Annotated in this window: 20 protein-coding genes and 1 other annotated feature; of the genes, 4 read left to right on the top strand and 16 right to left on the bottom strand. The window is 38.1% G+C overall.

Annotation, left to right across the window (positions count from 1 at the left end; genetic code table 11):
* Window positions 1-230: 230 nt before the first annotated feature.
* Window positions 231-441, bottom strand: a binding site (T-box leader).
* Window positions 442-553: 112 nt separating this feature from the next.
* The 14 genes from IC621_RS08170 to IC621_RS08235 form a co-directional block, all read right to left on the bottom strand.
* Window positions 554-883, bottom strand: a complete 330-nt coding sequence (locus IC621_RS08170; RefSeq protein ID WP_191157585.1) for a DUF4257 domain-containing protein — start codon at window positions 881-883, stop codon at window positions 554-556.
* A 286-nt stretch (window positions 884-1,169) separates the two neighbouring features.
* Window positions 1,170-1,946, bottom strand: a complete 777-nt coding sequence (locus IC621_RS08175) for a 3-hydroxybutyrate dehydrogenase (protein ID WP_191157587.1) — start codon at window positions 1,944-1,946, stop codon at window positions 1,170-1,172.
* An 18-nt stretch (window positions 1,947-1,964) separates the two neighbouring features.
* Window positions 1,965-3,287, bottom strand: a complete 1,323-nt coding sequence (locus IC621_RS08180) for a GntP family permease (protein ID WP_191157589.1) — start codon at window positions 3,285-3,287, stop codon at window positions 1,965-1,967.
* A 30-nt stretch (window positions 3,288-3,317) separates the two neighbouring features.
* The gene (locus tag IC621_RS08185; RefSeq protein ID WP_191157591.1) at window positions 3,318-3,980 is read right to left on the bottom strand and encodes a 3-oxoacid CoA-transferase subunit B; all 663 of its coding nucleotides are present in this window, start codon (window positions 3,978-3,980) and stop codon (window positions 3,318-3,320) included.
* On the bottom strand, window positions 3,977-4,678 hold the full coding sequence (locus IC621_RS08190; RefSeq protein ID WP_191157593.1) for a CoA transferase subunit A: 702 nt from the start codon (window positions 4,676-4,678) through the stop codon (window positions 3,977-3,979). Before IC621_RS08190 ends, IC621_RS08185 begins: the two co-directional genes overlap by 4 nt.
* 273 nt (window positions 4,679-4,951) lie before the next feature.
* On the bottom strand, window positions 4,952-5,497 hold the full coding sequence (locus IC621_RS08195) for a DUF6022 family protein (RefSeq protein ID WP_191157595.1): 546 nt from the start codon (window positions 5,495-5,497) through the stop codon (window positions 4,952-4,954).
* Window positions 5,498-5,968: 471 nt separating this feature from the next.
* Window positions 5,969-7,333 carry a sigma-54 interaction domain-containing protein gene (locus IC621_RS08200; protein WP_191157597.1) on the bottom strand — a complete coding sequence of 455 codons (1,365 nt, stop codon included), beginning with the start codon at window positions 7,331-7,333 and terminating at the stop codon, window positions 5,969-5,971.
* A 475-nt stretch (window positions 7,334-7,808) separates the two neighbouring features.
* Entirely contained in the window at window positions 7,809-9,125 is a 1,317-nt protein-coding gene (locus IC621_RS08205) for an ABC transporter permease (protein WP_191157598.1), read from the bottom strand.
* Window positions 9,115-9,813, bottom strand: a complete 699-nt coding sequence (locus IC621_RS08210; protein WP_191157600.1) for an ABC transporter ATP-binding protein — start codon at window positions 9,811-9,813, stop codon at window positions 9,115-9,117. The genes IC621_RS08205 and IC621_RS08210 overlap by 11 nt, the downstream gene beginning before the upstream one ends.
* 18 nt (window positions 9,814-9,831) lie before the next feature.
* Window positions 9,832-10,794: an ABC transporter permease subunit gene (locus IC621_RS08215; protein WP_191157602.1), complete on the bottom strand. Its 963-nt coding sequence runs from the start codon at window positions 10,792-10,794 to the stop codon at window positions 9,832-9,834.
* The gene (locus tag IC621_RS08220; RefSeq protein ID WP_191157604.1) at window positions 10,788-11,666 is read right to left on the bottom strand and encodes an ABC transporter ATP-binding protein; all 879 of its coding nucleotides are present in this window, start codon (window positions 11,664-11,666) and stop codon (window positions 10,788-10,790) included. Before IC621_RS08220 ends, IC621_RS08215 begins: the two co-directional genes overlap by 7 nt.
* Window positions 11,659-12,048, bottom strand: coding sequence for a GntR family transcriptional regulator (locus IC621_RS08225; protein ID WP_191157606.1), 390 nt, complete (start codon window positions 12,046-12,048; stop codon window positions 11,659-11,661). The genes IC621_RS08220 and IC621_RS08225 overlap by 8 nt, the downstream gene beginning before the upstream one ends.
* 175 nt (window positions 12,049-12,223) lie before the next feature.
* Entirely contained in the window at window positions 12,224-12,394 is a 171-nt protein-coding gene (locus tag IC621_RS08230; RefSeq protein ID WP_191157608.1) for a glycogen biosynthesis protein GlgD, read from the bottom strand.
* An 11-nt stretch (window positions 12,395-12,405) separates the two neighbouring features.
* Entirely contained in the window at window positions 12,406-12,669 is a 264-nt protein-coding gene (locus IC621_RS08235; protein WP_191157610.1) for a YtzC family protein, read from the bottom strand.
* 191 nt (window positions 12,670-12,860) lie between these two features.
* Here IC621_RS08235 and IC621_RS08240 point away from each other — a divergent pair, with 191 nt between their 5' ends.
* Window positions 12,861-13,829 (top strand): TIGR01212 family radical SAM protein, encoded by a 969-nt coding sequence (locus IC621_RS08240; RefSeq protein ID WP_191157612.1) that lies wholly within the window; start codon window positions 12,861-12,863, stop codon window positions 13,827-13,829.
* A complete protein-coding gene (locus tag IC621_RS08245; RefSeq protein ID WP_191157614.1) occupies window positions 13,826-14,398 on the top strand; it encodes a tRNA (mnm(5)s(2)U34)-methyltransferase in 573 nt (190 codons plus the stop codon). Before IC621_RS08240 ends, IC621_RS08245 begins: the two co-directional genes overlap by 4 nt.
* Before the next feature lie 137 nt (window positions 14,399-14,535).
* Here IC621_RS08245 and IC621_RS08250 read toward each other — a convergent pair whose 3' ends face one another.
* The gene (locus tag IC621_RS08250; RefSeq protein ID WP_191157616.1) at window positions 14,536-15,618 is read right to left on the bottom strand and encodes a tetraprenyl-beta-curcumene synthase family protein; all 1,083 of its coding nucleotides are present in this window, start codon (window positions 15,616-15,618) and stop codon (window positions 14,536-14,538) included.
* Window positions 15,605-16,411: an alpha/beta hydrolase gene (locus tag IC621_RS08255; protein ID WP_191157618.1), complete on the bottom strand. Its 807-nt coding sequence runs from the start codon at window positions 16,409-16,411 to the stop codon at window positions 15,605-15,607. The genes IC621_RS08250 and IC621_RS08255 overlap by 14 nt, the downstream gene beginning before the upstream one ends.
* A 71-nt stretch (window positions 16,412-16,482) precedes the next feature.
* Between IC621_RS08255 and IC621_RS08260 the strand changes: the two genes are divergently transcribed.
* Window positions 16,483-17,010 carry a gamma carbonic anhydrase gene (locus tag IC621_RS08260; RefSeq protein WP_191157620.1) on the top strand — a complete coding sequence of 176 codons (528 nt, stop codon included), beginning with the start codon at window positions 16,483-16,485 and terminating at the stop codon, window positions 17,008-17,010.
* Between the two features lie 631 nt (window positions 17,011-17,641).
* Window positions 17,642-18,199 carry a phosphatase PAP2 family protein gene (locus IC621_RS08265; RefSeq protein WP_191157622.1) on the top strand — a complete coding sequence of 186 codons (558 nt, stop codon included), beginning with the start codon at window positions 17,642-17,644 and terminating at the stop codon, window positions 18,197-18,199.
* Window positions 18,200-18,208: the final 9 nt, after the last annotated feature.

An 18,208-nucleotide genomic window follows, 5' to 3' on the forward strand; every position in this document is an offset into this window, starting at 1 on the left:
AACACGTTAATACTTTAATTAACTTAAACTTTCTGATCTCAAAAGAAAAAGCTTTCCGAGTCTTTCCAGCAGTTAGATGTCAAATGTGGTAATTGAGGAAATCAGGCGAATAAACCGAGATCTATATCAAATTAACCACCTTTTACTATATAGAACTTTATCGACCGTAAACCTTCATAATAATCTAACGGATTAGCGCAATAAAGAATGAAAAAAAGTCTCTCGCCCCAAAAAGGGACGAGAGACTTTCCCGCGGTACCACCCTAGTTAGCACAGACTGTGTGCTCACTTGCATCCTTATCGTGGACAATTCGGCAAATACTAGTTCGTTCATATTTGCAACTCAAAGGCGAGTTCATAGTCACTATCACGATTGACTTGCACCATCCGTCAACTCTCTAAACGTGAATGTCTATTACTACTCCTTATCACCGTTCTGCAATATATACCATTTTCTTATTTGTATTTTATATAATTTTGCAATGAAGTGCAAGTGACTTATCTTTAAGGGATTAAATTGAAACATGTGAGGAATGCATAGTTTGAAAGCAACTTATTCTTGAGGAGGTGTACGTTCTTGTTTTTCATTGTGGGAAGGTTGTTGTACTTGAGACTGTCTAACAAAGTCAAAGCTGCGAAGTACCGCTTCACCGCTGTATCCGGCAATAATAGACAGAATCACTAATTGCATGGAGGATTTTGGTTCTGAAGATAAAACAAGGAGCATTGCAGCGATCATTCCGACAGCAACATCTTCCCAAAAGCCAAGATAAATAAATCGCTTGGTGATCCGTGGCTTTTCCAGTCGGCCTTTTTTCTTAACATGTCCAAGTAGACCCATTAAACCGCCGATAAAGGTAGCGATTACTACTTGTTGAAGCATCACTTTTCATCCCTTCCTAAAGCCGTATTTTTATAGCACACGCGACTCTAGGCAAAACATTCTGCCCCCTATTTTGACATTTCTGGATATCTTACAAGCTAAAAAAAAGAGAAGCTTGTTTTACTTCCATTATATGTGAACAGAAGCAAAACAAGCTTGAATCAATAGTTTTAATTTTCAAAAAATAATTTATGCATCCTAAATACTACTTTACAGCCTCTATAGTCTAAAAGAAATGCATTTAGAATTCATTAATAAGGTAATCAAGGTAATTATTACCACAAGATTACTGAATCGTATAGCCCCCATCAATGACAACCGCCTGGCCTGTCACCCCATTTGCTTTGGAGCTGGCTAAAAATAAGGCATAGTCGGCAATTTCTTTTACTTCTAATAATCGTTTTTGGGGAACAAGCGGGTAGATAACCTCTTCAAGAACTTTTTCAAGCTCAACATTACGGGTTTTCGCCAAATCCTTCAATTGATTGCGAACCAATGGAGTGTCAACATACCCCGGACATAAAGCATTAACAGTAATCCCCGCGGTTGCTCCTTCTAGCGCGGCAACTTTTGTTAGGCCGATTACACCATGCTTAGCACTATTATAGGCAGCCTTTCCAGCAAATCCTACTAACCCATTTATAGAAGAAACATTCAGAATTCGTCCATACTTTTGTTTTTTCATGATTGGAAAAACATGTTTTATCGTTAAAAAAGGTGCTGTTAGCATGACATTAAGAAGTAATGAATATTTCTCTGTCGGAAAATCTTCAATCATGGCGACATGTTGGAGACCTGCATTATTGATCAGAACATCAATCTTCCCATAATGCTCAACTGCCAGGTTAATAGCATATTTTATATCCTCTTCTTTGGTAACATCACATTTTATGCCAATTGACTCAAACCCCTCCGCTTCTAAAGCGATTGCTCCTTCTCTGACTTTTTCTTCATTTAAATCCGTCAGAACTACTTTTGCTTTTTCTTCAGCAAATGCTTTTGCAATTTCAAAGCCAATTCCTTGAGCAGCTCCTGTAATAAAGATAACTTGATTTTCTACCACAACTACCTACCTCCAGCTTTAAATTCCTAATCCAAATGAGAACAAAATAATGGCAAGCACAACTCCGATTGCTGGAACAATTACCGTTAAGGCGCCAACTGCACCGTAAGCGTCTTTATGCGATTCACCGCAAATCGCATTTACTGTAGTCACAACATAGCCATTATGAGGAAGCGAATCCAATGCACCAGAAGATATCGCGGCAACCCTATGAAGTGCTTCTGGATTTACCCCGGCATCTAAATAGTGTGGTGCAAGAATTGGGAGAGCAATCGCCTGGCCTCCTGAAGCTGATCCTGTCATACCAGCTATAACGCTGACCGCTATCGCCCCGCCTATAAGAGGACTTCCCGGAATATTTGTTATCGCATTAACGGCCGTTTCAAATGCTGGAACTGCTTTTGCTACTCCCCCAAACCCCACAACAGCAGCTGTATTTCCGATCGCAATTAAAGCACCCATCGTGCCTTCTGAAATCGCATTCTTGAACGATTTGAAATAAGAACGATTTAAAAGATATGTGGCAATGATACCACTTAGCAAGGCAACGATAAGAGCAGATTGCTTCAAAGAATCATGGAACACATAGGAAATGATAAGAACGACTAAAAGAGGGATAAGACCGAGAAACGGATTTGGCAGCTTCCTGCCGTTGTCTATTTGCGGGTCATTTTCACGGGCAACAAATCGTTCTCCTTTTGCAACCGCTTTCGAAATCATCCGTTTTAACCACCAATATCCAAAAACGATCATAAATACAGCAACAATTAAACTGACCTCCCAGCCTGCATATGGAGAAGTCCCTAAAAATTCAATTGGAATCCAGTTTTGGATTTCCGGTGATCCTGCTGAAGTCATTGTAAAAGTAACAGAACCAAATGCCAGTGCTCCTGGAATAAAACGTCTTGGCAGATCCGCTTGTCTAAATAAACTAACCGCCATTGGATAAACAGAAAAACCAACAACGAATAGACTAACCCCGCCATATGTTAACACAGCACAGGCTACAACTATTGCCATAACAGCACGCTTCATACCTAATTTCTCTACAACCCATTGTGATACACTATCGGCAGCGCCGCTGTCTTCCATTACTTTCCCGAAAATGGCACCAAGTAAAAACATTAAATACCATGAAGCAACAAAACTAGTAAAACCGGTCATATAATTCCCTACGAAGTTTGCTTCCCCTTCACCAACAAGCTGTGGAAATAGAGGCAAACCGCTTAGAACTGCGACAAATAATGCACATAGCGGTCCAGCAACAAGTAAATTCATCCCTCTCATTGTAAGGTAAATGAGTAAAGCCAAGCCTCCAATTAATCCGATCATACTTAACATCTGTCATCCCCCTTGTCTTAAATTCTTATCTTAAAAAATGAGTAAATTTTCTGGTATGATAAGTTCAGGTTCTGTAACCGCTTGAATCTCATCCACTGTATACCCCTCAAATACTTCAATTAATTTTAGTCCATTATTTGTAATATCAATTACTGCCCGGTCTGTAATAATTCTGTCAACCACGCTTTTTCCGGTAAGCGGGAGTGAGCATTGATGGACAATTTTTGGGTCTCCGTTTCTTGAGATATGCTCCATGATGACCACAGTTTTGTTAGCTCCATGAACAAGATCCATGGCCCCTCCCATCCCTTTGATCATTTTTCCTGGTATCATCCAGTTAGCAAGGTCCCCCTGCGCGGAAACTTCCATTCCTCCAAGGATTGCTACATCTATATGACCGCCTCTTATCATCGCAAACGATTCTGCACTATTAAAATAGCTCGCTCCATTAATAGCAGTTACAGTCTCCTTGCCCGCGTTTATTAAATCAGGGTCGATATCATTTTCAAAAGGATAAGGTCCAATACCTAACAAACCGTTTTCAGATTGTAAGACAACCTGTTTATCAGGGTTAATATAGTTCGCAACAAGCGTTGGCATACCAATTCCAAGGTTCACGTAGTAACCGCTTTCAATTTCCTGTTCAGCACGTCTTGCTATCTTTTCACGGACTGAATGTTTATCCTGTTTCATCCCGTTTTCACCTCTTGAACTGTTATTCTTTCAATCTTCTTTAGCTGCTTTCCTACTAAAATACCTTGGACATATATGCTTGGTGTGTGGATTTGCATAGCATCCAGCTCCCCGGTTTGAACAAGCTGTTCAACCTCTGCTATTGTTGTTTTTCCAGCAGCTGCAATCATTGGATTAAAGTTTTGGGCCGTCTTATTATAAATCAGATTGCCCATCTGATCGCCTTTGATCGCACGGACAAGACTAAAATCTGCTTTCAATGCTTTCTCGAGAAGATATTCTTTGCCATCAAACGTTCGCATTTCCTTTCCTTCCGCCACTTTTGTTCCTACTCCAGCTGGTGTATAAAAAGCTGGTATTCCAGCACCGCCTGCCCGAATTCGTTCAGCAAGGGTTCCTTGAGGTATTAATTCAACCTCTAATTCCCCAGCTAGTACTTGTCGTTCAAATTCTTTGTTTTCCCCCACATAGGACGCGATCATCTTTTTAATTTGTTTATTTTTTAAAAGCAGACCTAACCCCCATTCATCAACACCACAGTTGTTCGAAATCACCGTTAGATCCTTTACACCGCTTGCAGCTAGAGCAAGTATTAAATTTTCAGGAATGCCGCATAATCCAAAACCGCCAACCATAATGGTCGATCCGTCACCTATGTTTTCTACTGCTTGGTTTGCTGCGCTATATAGCTTTTTCATCTTTGTCCTCCTCTCTTCCTTACCAATATATAAGCAAAAACCGTGCCAACTTTCAAAAACAGCTTAAACCTTAACAAATTCAATACTATTTAACTATATTTCCGATTTTTCGGAATTCTTTATCTGTAAGGACAAGCTAAATTTTCTTTTTTAGGGGGAAATGGCTTGGTAAAAAAGAAATGTCCGAAAATCCGGAATGTATTCCAGACTTTCGGACTAATAAGAAGAAACAATTAAAGTTATGATAACATTTCTATTATCCGATCCAATTTTTTATTCCGAACTTCCCTGACTTCGCAGATATTCTTCATATTCAACAGTGAATTCAAGTGCATGCTTGAATTCATCGGAACGAAGAGAGAGGGCTTCTACTACAGCCTCCTTGCTTGTCTCGCTTAAGCTGATGATTTGAGGCTGACGAGGGACGCGAAACTGCGTGTGGTCATGAAACACTATGGTGACTATAGTACCTAGAGGTTCTCCATTCAACGTATAAACGGTACTCCACATCCAACGTTGTCGGTCGGAATCATCCTCCCCCCATTCTCTAGAAATATCAAAGTCCCCTGGAAATCTAGGCTGAGGGTGCAATCCATCCTCTTTAAATTGTTTATGAATAGCTAGAAACAGCAGGTTCAAATACGTTCCGTATGCCATATCGCCTCCCTCGCTATATGCTTTTTGTAACTGATCTCGTTTTTCCTGAAGTACAGTTTGCCAGTTTTCTCTGATATGATCTTCAATGTACTGTGCGATCGCGTTAATGCGACTTATATTACTATCTTGAAGAAGCTCCTTCAAAGACTTATTTTGTTTCATGACTTTTATCCCCTTTCAAATGTTCTTCATCAAAATTGAATGAGTGCTGAATTCCTTAACCTAATTCTCAATGGTTTAGTCTGTTAAGATTGATTGGCTGGGTTCTTTCGTTGTTTACGACTCCCTTCACATTCGAATCCTTCACCTTACAGCTTAATCATACAACCTTTATGCAAATGCTCAAGTTTTGGTCATTTATCCGGTCATCTAAAGGAAAGAGCTTGCAAACCATTTCATAGCCTTTAACCTTTGTTAACAAGTTTTTAGAGGTTGAGAATATGAAAATAAAGACCGATCGATATTGCAAGTAAATTGAATATCAGTACAAACGCCTTGAGGCATTATGAATCTTGGGGACTTGTTTCAAAAGTGAAAAGAGTAAAAAATGTACTCAAGATTATAGGAATTTTCTCTTCCATCCATTCAATACATTGATTATGCGTTGATTGAGCAAGTGTGTTGGCTGGATGCCTAATAGGATAACTGATACTTTTGTAATTTTTCGTAAAATGTTGATTTACTTACTCCTAGAGCGGTCGCCGTTTTTCGTTTGTCTCCATGGTGTTGCGTTAGAGCCGATAAAATAATTCTTTTTTCCGTTTCATCCAGCATTTCTTTTAATGTTTGATTTTCTTTAAAAAGTGACGTATTGCATAAATACTCTGGTAAAGCTTCGAGTATCATCGTTTCTCCAACTGTTAAATGAATGGCTGCTTCAATAACATTCTCAAGTTCTCTGACATTGCCTTGCCAATGATAATGATAAAAGACTTTCATTACATCTTCATGAATTTGAGCAATTCTCTTTCCCGTTCTTAGTGATATTTTTTTAATAAAATAGCCGACAAGAGGTTCAAGGTCTTCTAATCTTTCACGAAGAGGCGGGATATCAAAAGGTATGACACTTATTCGGTAATATAAATCATCCCTGAATTTATTTTCCTGCATCATTTTTTCAAGCGGGCGATTCGTTGCAGCAATAACTCTTACGTCAATTGGGATTGTCTTTACAGAGCCAACTGGTTCGACTTCCTTTTCCTGCAGGACTCTTAATAGTTTAATTTGCATATGCTGGGACATGTCCCCAATTTCATCGAGAAAGATTGTCCCATTATTTGCTAGAAGAAACTTTCCTTTTTTTCCGCCTTTTTTGGCACCCGTGAAGGCGCCTTCTTCATAACCGAAAAGCTCTGATTCTAAAAGCTGCTCAGGTATTGCACCACAGTTGACTTTGACAAACGGCTTTTCACTTCTTTGGCTTAACTGATGAATACTATGAGCAAAGAGCTCTTTTCCTGTTCCGCTTTCTCCTCTAATTAAGACTGAGCTGTCAGTAGCCGCAATGCTTTTCACTTTTTCCTTTAAGACGTGAATTTTCCTTGAGCTTGAGACAATATCGTTCAGTGTGTACTTTGCTCCTGTTTCATCTTGCTTTTCTAAAAAGCCATGTATGGAGGTCAGCTGCTGCCTTACCGAAGAATTCATCTCATTCCATTCTTTTGTATCACGAAACATGACGGTACCAAAGGCTCCAACAACCTTTCCGTCAGCAAAAATCGGGATACGACTAGCAATCATATAATTACCTCTGATATATTGCAGGTCTGAAATTTCTTCCACCCCAGTTTGAACAATGGTGTGCATACGCGTATTTTCGATCACATTTGTCACATGTTTTCCGATGGCTTCCTCCCTGGAAACCTTTAAAAAATGACAATAATTTTCATTTATATAAATAACTATTCCCTCTGCATTCACAATAACGATCCCAGCAAAAGCGTTTTCTATCACGGTTTCAAATATTTCTTTTGCATATGGAAAATCTTGATTAATCACGTTCTCACACTCTCCCTCTTCCTAATTTTAGCATAAGAGCTTAAATAATTTGAAGGAGTTTCATGCTGGGTTTACAAGGAAAACACTAGGGATTCTTTCTCGAAGTGAGAGGTCAAAGGTTAAATGGGCTAATTTATTATTTTCTTTTTTCTTTGATAAGTTTTTAGAGATGTATCAATTAATTTTGGCCGCATTTCAAACGGTTTTCCCTTGTTCATTTAATCTCAACCGCTATTTTCACTTGATCAGCCGCCGATTATTCAACTTATCTTCGAAATTTGAAATATATCTTCGATTTTTTCACTCTTATCTTCGAAATCGGCAGATTTATCTTCGATAATTTCAAAATATCGATTTTTCGGCATAAATCGACAAAAATTAACGACGCAGATTTATTATATTTCCTAACAAATGTTATAACAGGACAAAAAAAGAGCGTTAAATTTTAACACTCTTTTTCATTTCGATTTACTTTTTAAACTTCTCTCCTTAACGCACTTAACACATTTACATTTGTTGCTTTTACAGCAGGTCTAAGCCCTGATACTACAGCGACTCCAATGCTGATTCCAGCAGCTATGAGAACTAAACTTAGTGGAATATCAGAAAACGTAATATCAGTCGGCATTCCGTCTGTTCCTGCCATTGCAGTTAGTATCATCGGAATAACTGTATTTGCAAGAATGCTAACCCCATAGGAAATGAGAACCCCCAAGAGTGATCCAATTAATCCTATAAAGGCACTTTCCATAAGGAATATTCGTTTAATAACCTTCGGCTGGGCACCAATTGCCTTCATGATGCCAATCTCCTGAGTTCTTTCTGTGACAGCCATAGTCATCGTATTGAAAATACCGATTGAGGCTATAAGCACGGCTACAGTTCCAACAAAAATCAAGCCAATTTTAAACACGTTAAAGAACAAATTTACACTGTCAAGCTCTTCGGTAATGGAATAAACCACAAAGCCTTTGTCTTTTAAACTGTTTGTCACTTGTTCGACTTTTTCTAAGCTGTCAGCATACGCCTTCACCTCAGTGTAAGGAGCCTCTTTGTTTTCAGCATTTGCAGCACTGAGAATTTCTTGTTTATATTTGTCGCTAATATAAATATTCCGGTCTTCAATCCAATCCTTTGAAGGCTCTTCTGTCACTCCGACAATTTTAAAATCAAATGTTTTTTCGCCTTCTTTTTCCCCATTTTCTTTTATCTTTGTCACTTTCATACTAACGCTTTTTCCGAGAACTTCGCCTTCAAATCCTTTAGGTTCTTCCACATTCCCTTCTGGATTTTCATAAAATTTTTCAAGCTGGGTTCTTTCTTCCTCAGTCAGTAATGATTTTGCAAAACTATACCCTACCACAATTTCATTTTGTGCTTTAGGTACTTCTCCTTTTTCTAAAGATAAATTCGCCTTTAATTCTTCTTCCATATTGGTAATTACCGGACGGACATCCCCTGTTCGGTCATTCATCTTTACTTCAACAGGACTTTCAATATGATTTCTTCTTACGACTGCTTTGACTCCATCCGTTTCTTCTAATTCTTTTATTTCGTCATCACCAGGATCCTTTGCCTCACCATCAACTTCTTTACCATGTACCGAAATTTCCGTAATGACCTGCTGAGACGTAATTTCATCAGTAATGCTTTTCTGTAGACCAAATCCTACAGAAGCAAGGACAATCAAAAAGGAACAGCCCATTGTTGTTGCTAATATTGTCATAAACAACCGCACTTTATTTTTTTTCATATTTCTCCGGACAAGTGATACCTGATCATTAAACTTCAACGTAAACACCTCCTTCAGCTAGGACGCCATCATGCAAATGAAACCTGCGATCTGTTGCTGCTGCAACTTCGTCATCATGGGTAATAATAAAAAACGTAATTCCTTTTTCTTCATTTAATTCTTTAATTAAAGCTAAAATTTCTTTTTCTGTCTCGGAATCCAAGCTTCCCGTCGGCTCATCAGCTAGTATGATTGTTGGATTTAAAATAAGTGCTCTTGCGATACTTACACGCTGCTGCTGTCCTCCTGAGAGTTCATTTGGGTAATGAGTTGAATGATCGTCCAGGCCAACCCTTTTCAACATCTTGTGAACTCTTGTTTTACGATCTGCTTTCGGCACCCCTTTTAAGGTTAATGGGAGCTCAACATTTTCGAATGTTGTCAAGCTTGGGATAAGCTGAAAGCTTTGAAAAATAAATCCAAACGTATCAAGTCGAAAGGCTGCCCACTTTTTTTCACTAAGATTCGTAACATCGTGACCATTTACAATGATTTGTCCCTCTGTTGGCGAGATGTAACCAGAAATTAAATTTAGTAATGTCGATTTTCCAGAGCCGCTTCGACCGACAATCGAAGCAATTTCCCCTTTTTCTACAGTTAACGTTATTTGTTTTAGCACCGGAATTTCACGTTCACTGCCTTTTTTGCCCACCTTAAAAGAATGGGATAAATTGTTAATTTGAATCATGCTGTTTCTCCTCTCTTTTTAAGAACGTTTCCCTTTTTTATAAATTAGAAAATACCCAAGCAGAAAACCTATTAAAGCTCCAATAAATCCGCCAATCAGATAACCTCCAAGACTTTCACCGCTTGTAGTAAACCCGGAAATCCCGAATCCCATAATTCCTAGGATCATCACAAGGATTTGAACTGGCAGGTTAAGCTGTTTCCATAAAAAGAAATAACCATTTCTTTCATTTGGATGTTTCATAAATGCAAGCAATCCTATAATGAAGAACAAGATGATCATCCCGACAGGTATAAAAATTTCCGCTTGCAGGATCCATGGTTGATGGAAGACAAAATAAGTAATTGGGGAAATGGCAATAATCCATAAAGTGTCATCATTAAAAAAGCTTGGCTCTCCACTAAACATGTAAATATGCATGCCTATCAAAAAGAAGAGCATCCATGGTAAAATAGCTGTACTAAAAGCCACAAGAGCCTGTGCAAATGGATTCCCTGTAAGGGCTCCAGCAGCCAAAACTAGAGTAAAAATCATGGCTGCCGAGATAATGCAATAAAGGTAATAAATATGGAAATAATTAGCTTCAGCTCCCATACCCCAAATGATCAAGCTTGATAACAGGTAAGAGATACCGATGCTTCCAATAAGAACAGCAAACCCCAATGCAAATTTCGTCATAAAAATTCCACTGCGCTTATATGGCAGAGACAAGGTATAATCTAATGTTCCTTTGCTTCTTTCGATACCAATAAGCAAAATAGCCATAATTCCTGCAATAATAGCTGCTATTCCAATAAAAGGTTCATTATTAAACTGAAATACTAAAGGATGGCTGCTTCTAGAAACCTCTGTATACTCCTTCCAACTGAAATAATCTATTAATAGCCTAAAAGGAATAAACAAGGACAGAGCGATGATAGTGCCGATATACATCCCTTGATTTTGTTTCCATTCTTTATACAAAAGTCCGTGCCCTACCATCTTCGTTTTCCTCCAAACTTTGCAATAAAGACTTCTTCGAGGTTGACAGGAAGTTCATTCCATACTTTTGGCTGTAATGATTTCAGCCAACTCTGCTTTTCTTCATCGTTTCTTTCTAACAGCAAGGTGTAGAAAACACCTACTTGATCTAAAATAGGAATCCCCTTTCCCCTTATTTTTAATTTCATATCTTCCTCTAAAGCAACCTGAACCTTAACAAAATCTTCTTTAATTGCTTCAATATCCATGACATTGGATAAAGAATTACCTTCTAGAAAGCCGATTCGATTGCATATGCGTTCGATATCTTCTAAACGGTGGGAAGTAATGAAAATAGCTGTATTTCGTTCTGCTACTTCATCTACCATGAGCTGGAGCAAATCATGACGAACGACTGCATCGATTCCATCTGTTGGTTCATCAAGTAAAATAACAGCCGGCTTAATGGCAAAAGCCATAATTAAGGCTAGCTGTTTCTTTAAACCTGTAGAAAGCTCTCGATATTTTTTCGTTTCAGGAATATCATATCGGTTCATTAATTCATTAGCATATGTGACATCAAAATCAGGGTAAATCTCTTTTAAGATTCTGACTAGCTGCTTGTAAGTAAACCTTTCATAGAAGGAATTTATAACAGGAACATAGACAACCTTTCTTTTCACAAGTGGATGATCTTTAATTGAAATATCTTCAAATAATACATCGCCGTTATCTGGCAAAATAATTTGTTCAATGATTCTTAATAATGTCGTTTTTCCCGAACCATTTCTTCCTAATAAACCAAATATTTCTCCTGCTTGTATGTTTAAGGAGACATTTTCCAGCACGGCTTCACCATCAAGTGTTTTTGTTATATTTTGTATGTCAAGCACGTCCTTTACCTCCTATTTCTTTTTTTATCTCCTCGATCCATGTATGAATTTCATTTATATCCATTCCTGCATAGAAGGCGTCTATGATTACTTGTTTCAGTTGTTCTTTAATCATATTAATCTTCCCCTCATCAAGCGTTTTTTGAGCATTTTCCGAGACAAAGGTTCCTCTGCCGCGCAATGTTTCAATGATTCCTTCTCGTTCGAGCTCCTTATAGGCCTTACTCACTGTATTAGGATTGGCAATTATGATCGTCGCCATTTCCCGAACGGATGGAAGCTTATCACCAGGTTTTAATACTCCTTTTAAACACAGCTCTTTCAACTGCTGGATAATCTGTTCATAAATAGGGGTTGAACTCCGTGGATCAATTTGTACCATCAATCTCCCCTTCTTTCTCTCCTTTTATGTCGCCATTGTATTAATTGTACTATTATGTTTAATACACTTAATACAATACACATGGAAGTTCAAAAAGTCAATACGATAATTCATTTCAAAGCAAAGCCAGGCTCTCTTTCTCTTACTAAGAGATGCCTGGCATGTTTGTTATCCTTTATTCTGTATGTTCAGTACGTTGTTTCGATTTGATTGGCTGACCCTGATTTTTATATTTCTTTTTAGATGTTTTTACTGGATCATATTCTTTTCCAAATTCTACGTCATTGCTATTTATACCGTTTTTTGTTTTTTGTTCAGGATTATTTTGCTTTGAACGTTTTTTCATCAAATCGCTCCTTAGTGTCTTAGCAAGATCATTTCATTTTGAAGCTGTTGAAGCTGAAGCCGCATTCTATATAGCTGCTCCTTTTGTTGATCATTAGCACTTAAGGATAGTTTATTAAGATCGTTTACTGTATCCTCAAGCATCTGCTGAGCCTTCATATATTCGGTATCATTAAAATGCTCTTGCTTTGCCCCTGTTTCGTACTGCTCCCTTGCATAGCGAAGTGTATCCTCACCCTGCTGCAAGTAATCCTCTACAGATTGTCTTGTTGCCAAAACAAACGCCCCCTTTAAGGTTGATGAATAGATATTCATCATGATTAGTTTGTATCAAGCTGCTGCAAATCTGGCATAAAAAAATATGGAACTTTAGGGCTAACATCTTTTACATTTGTTTCTTGCAGCTGCCCATGATAAAATTTTAAAATGGCTTCATTTAGGATGATATTAAAAGGAGGTTGCTGAATGTGAATCAGACAAACCCTTTCTTATATGCAAGTGATGATAAGCGTTATCACACATGGAATTATCATTTAAGACAAACATTCGGTCACAAAGTGTTCAAGGTAGCACTTGATGGCGGCTTTGACTGCCCTAATCGTGATGGAACAGTAGCTCATGGCGGATGCACTTTTTGCAGTGCAGCTGGCTCTGGTGACTTTGCTGGTAATCGTGCAGAAGATCTTGTCACTCAATTTAACGACATTAAAAGAAAAATGCATAAAAAATGGAAAGATGGCAAATATATGGCCTATTTTCAAGCCTTTACAAATACACATGCGCCTGTTAGTGAATTACGAGAAAAATATGAAGCAGTACTAGATCTTAACGGTGTCATTGGTCTTTCGATTGCGACTCGTCCGGATTGTTTGCCAGACGATGTTGTCGAGTATCTTGCTGAGTTAAATGAGAGAACTTATTTATGGGTAGAACTAGGCCTGCAAACGGTTCATGAAAGAACGGCCATGTTAATTAACCGTGCACATGATTTTCAATGTTATGTAGACGGTGTCAATAAATTGCGTAAACATGGAATCCGTGTCTGTTCTCATATTATTAACGGATTGCCTTTAGAAAATTACAAGATGATGATGGAAACTGCTCAAGCAGTAGCTAAACTAGATGTACAGGGAATTAAAATTCACTTGCTGCATCTTTTAAAAGGTACACCAATGGTGAAACAATATGAAAAGGGAAAATTGGACTTCCTGTCTCTTGAAGAATACGTTAGTCTTGTCTGTGATCAGCTTGAAATCATTCCGCCTGAAATGATTGTTCACAGAATTACTGGTGACGGACCAATTGATTTGATGATTGGACCTATGTGGAGTGTTAACAAATGGGAAGTTTTAAATGCAATTGATGCAGAGCTAAAACGCAGAGGCAGCTATCAAGGGAAATTTTTCAAACAACCGAAATTGGAGATTTCTAAATGAGGCTAACAAGAATACTGCCTTTTAGTAAGCATTTGCTATCTACTGCTGCAGCTGCTGGCGATATCGTCATTGACGCAACAGCCGGGAATGGACTTGACACCGTTTTTTTGGCAGAGCTTGTCGGGGAATACGGACATGTCTACGGCTTTGATATTCAGGAAGAGGCGATTTTAAACACTGCAAACCGGTTAAAGGAAAAGGATTTAGAAAGCCGCGCCACGTTAACTTTAGACAGCCATGAAATGGTAAAGAAACACATACCTGTTAAATTTCATGGACAGGCTTCAGCAGCCATTTTTAATCTTGGTTATTTGCCTGGCGGAAACAAAGCGATCACAACAGCTCCCTCTTCAACGATATTGGCAATTGAAGAAATTCTTGATCTCCTAAAGCCTGAGGGCATAATTATCATTGTCATCTATCATGGGCATGAAACAGGAAAAATGGAACGTGATGCGATCATTCAATACGCCATGTCGATTGATCAGAAAAAAGCTCATGTCCTGAAATACCAGTTCATAAACCAAGCAAACAACCCTCCGTTTATAGTTGCGATTGAAAAGCGGTAATCATATATTTCACGCTTTTTCTTATGAGAAAAGCACAAAGTTTAAAGTATTTTACTCGGCAGTAAAAATGTCAATGCCTTATGGCTCCTAAATACAAAATAAAGGCCGGTTCAAGAATTTGAACGGCCTTTTTTTAGTTATGAGCTTTTACTCCAGCCTATTCTCTGAATAGCCCTATATGCCCTTCCATTTAAATAAAAAAAGTAAGAGGTTTTACCGCTCTTTTTTATTAAGGATTTTGCTAATTGATTAATGGCTTTTTCACCTGTTTTTACTTTTTCATCAGATAAATACAAACCCAGCAATCCCTTGTGAACAAGCTTGTGGAATTTTTGATGAGGAATATCTGCTAAATGATCATCTGCTTTTTGTATGAAATGCTCCAGTCTGCTTTGCATTTCATTTGTCGAGCTATAATAGCTGCAGAAATTTAAGTCCCCGCCTTTTTTGTCTTCTTCTTGATCGATAAAATAATCAAGCAGAATGTGCAGCCCCTGTACATAAGGAAAATAGCTTTTTCTTATTTTATTAGCCAGCTTCTCATTAAAATAAGAATTGAAACCATAAGAAACTAGGCAGAAGATACCAAGGGTAGACCCTGTACAAGCTGAAAACTCGTACCATTTTAGATCAGGGTAACAATTTTTGTAACGTTCAAACCATTCCTCCAAGCGGGGTAATCTTTCCTCGGGCTTTACATGCTTATGTACTTGCAAATCACAATAATAACCTGCCAGCTCTAATAGGTGCGTTTTTATTAGCGTATAATGATCTAATTGACTTAAAACATTTTGGCAGGTTGCAACAAGCTCATGCAGATAGCCTCCATCGTCCTTTTCATGCCGATGCTGATAATATTTTTTTAAAGGCTCACCAACCGTTAGGGCATCGAGCATGGATTGATGGAGCATCCGAAAATCCACTGGATCAAGAGAAGTACTTCGATCACACAAATTATCCAAATAATCACTTATCGTTTGATAAGCAACAATAAATTCTACACATTTGTGCTTATGAGCTCCAGCGATAATAGCGAGGATGCCTCCACCCTCACAATGAAACGTCTTGGTTGCGATGCTTTGCATTGCTTGCTTTTTAAGCTCCTGATCCGGGATTAGCTGAGCTTTGTTTTTCCATTTATTTAAATGAAAATGAACAATCGGAAAAATTTCTCTATAGACTTTTGTCATCAGCCCTAATGGGTGTTTAGGAATTGACATTTGCGCAATCACCAGCTTCTATTAAGCCGTCAATAAACCATCTCGCTGTGCGAAAAACTTGTTCCTGCTCTGGCTCATTAAAAATTTCATGATAGCATGTCGGCCATTCTTTAAAGCTTTTCTCGGAAATATCGACTTTATTAAACCATTTTTTAACGGCTGACTTGTCAACTATTTTATCCTCGCCGCCTTGCATTACTAAAAGTGGAATATCTGGAAATTTTCCAATTTGCATATGCGCTTGTTCCATTGCTCCTAAAAGCTCACGATACCACCTGACAGAAACCTTTGTCACATAAAGAGAATCATTTTCATCCACTTCCCAAACCGCTTTATTCCTTGTAGCCAATTGAATGGAAAGCTTTGAATCGACCTTAAAGGTAGGAGCCACTACATTAAGACCTCTGGAGAGAATCTCCATTGCCTTATTTGGTTTATAGGCCACACCAAGACAAGGCGAAGACAGTAAAACTCCTGCAATCTTGTGATGTTTTTCCTGCAAAGCCCTGATAGCAATTAATCCTCCCATGCTATGCCCAAGTACGAAAACAGGTAAGTCATAGCTGAATGCATCTTTCAGCCATTCATTTACAACCACAATATACTCATCAAACGCATCAATATGCCCTCTTCTTCTTGTGGAGGTGCCTTGTCCAGGAAGATCTCCCATCACCACATGGTAGCCTGCACATCTCCACATTTCCACAAGCCATTTATATCTCCCATGGTGCTCTGCAGCTCCATGAATAATAACAATGACTCCTTTTGGATTATCTGCTTTCCAGCTCCACATGAATACCACCTCGACTTAAGCAATTTGTTTGCTATAATATTTTTAGTTCATTTTTAGAAAGGATGGATTAAATGTTGTATCCATACAAAGAATATAAGCCCGAAATATCTGAAAGTGCCTTTATAGCTGACTATGTAACAATCACAGGTGATGTAAAAATTGGTTCAGAATCGAGCATTTGGTTTAATACTGTCATTCGAGGAGATGTTGCTCCTACCAGAATAGGTAATCGAGTAAATGTCCAGGACCAATGCTGCCTGCATCAAAGTCCAAATAAGCCGCTGGTCTTAGAAGATGATGTTACTGTCGGCCACCAAGTAATCTTACATAGTGCCACAATTCGCAGAAATGCCCTAATTGGAATGGGTTCCATCATCCTAGACGGTGCAGAAATAGGGGAAGGAGCTTTTGTTGGTGCAGGAAGCTTGGTTCCGCCTGGGAAGAAAATCCCCCCTAATACACTTGCTTTCGGCCGTCCCGCCAAAATTATAAGGGAATTGAATGAAGAAGACCTTAAGGATATGAAGCGGATACGCCGTGAATATGTAGAAAAAGGCCAATATTATAAAACTGTACAATCATCTCCAAACTCATTTTAACATCAATCAAACAAAAACTCATTTCAGAAGAAATGCCAAGGGCGCTTTCCTCCGAAGCTAGTGGAGGTATAAAACGAGCCTCCCGGAAGATTGTCCTGACTTATTGGGAGATTTGTATTTAGTGATATGGGATAGTAAAAATTGAAACTTCCAACAGGATGAGGAAAGTGTCCAACCAAAGGGTGGCCTATTCAGCCTCAGCTTTTTGAATATACAAATAAATATAAAGTTTTAATCTGAAGACAGTTACCCAACATCTGTCTTCTTTTTTTCTGTAAAGTTTCAACAGTTAAGAGCAGAATAAAGGTTATAGCAACAAATTCAACTATTTGCATATAGATTTAATATCTAAATATTCTTCTTTTATATGATTGTAAAAAAAACAATACTAGTTCTAATAAGGGGAAACGGAGCAATTCGTTATGCATTTGTAAGAGCAGCTTCTCCAGCCTTCCTAGACTAAATAGAAAGATATTCTCTTATTATATGCAAGCTCCTACTGAAAAAAACTAACTAAATTTTAAAGTTTTGCAAATATTTAGTGATAAAATCTTAACATTATCTTATCATTCACTAAATATTTCTAATTTAAAATAGAGAGAAAGATGTTTTTACAAAGGAGCATCATTTTATGAAAACGAAATTAATTACGAATATGTATGATTTGGAATGCAGACTATTTCGCAGCGTCAATCGGCACTTTGATCGTAAAATCTGGAATTTTTATTTTCGGCAAGTTACAAATACAGGTGGAGCTACATTCACCATTCTCATTTCCTTATTTCTTATTTTATTTACAAAGGGGCCAGTCCGCCTAACAGCTATTGCAAGTGCTGCTGCCTTATTAATTAGTCATATACCTGTTGCATTTGTAAAAAAATTATATCCGCGAAAACGTCCTTACATTGCATTAATAGAAACAAAAGTATTAGAAAATCCATTACAGGATCATTCTTTTCCATCAGGTCATACAACAGCTATTTTCTCAGTTATTATCCCATTCCTTTTATTTATGCCTGCTCTCAGCTATATACTGCTGCCACTTGCGGTTAGCGTGGGAATTTCTAGAATGTATTTAGGATTGCATTATCCATCAGATGTACTTGCTGGTTGTTTATTAGGAACATCATCAGGCTTATTAACTTTTATGATGATAAAAAATTATTTTCCTGCAGCTTTTTACCTTTAAAGTTCGGGG

This window comes from Metabacillus arenae (genome assembly GCF_014773385.1).
Classification (GTDB): Bacteria; Bacillota; Bacilli; order Bacillales; family Bacillaceae; genus Metabacillus_D; species Metabacillus_D arenae.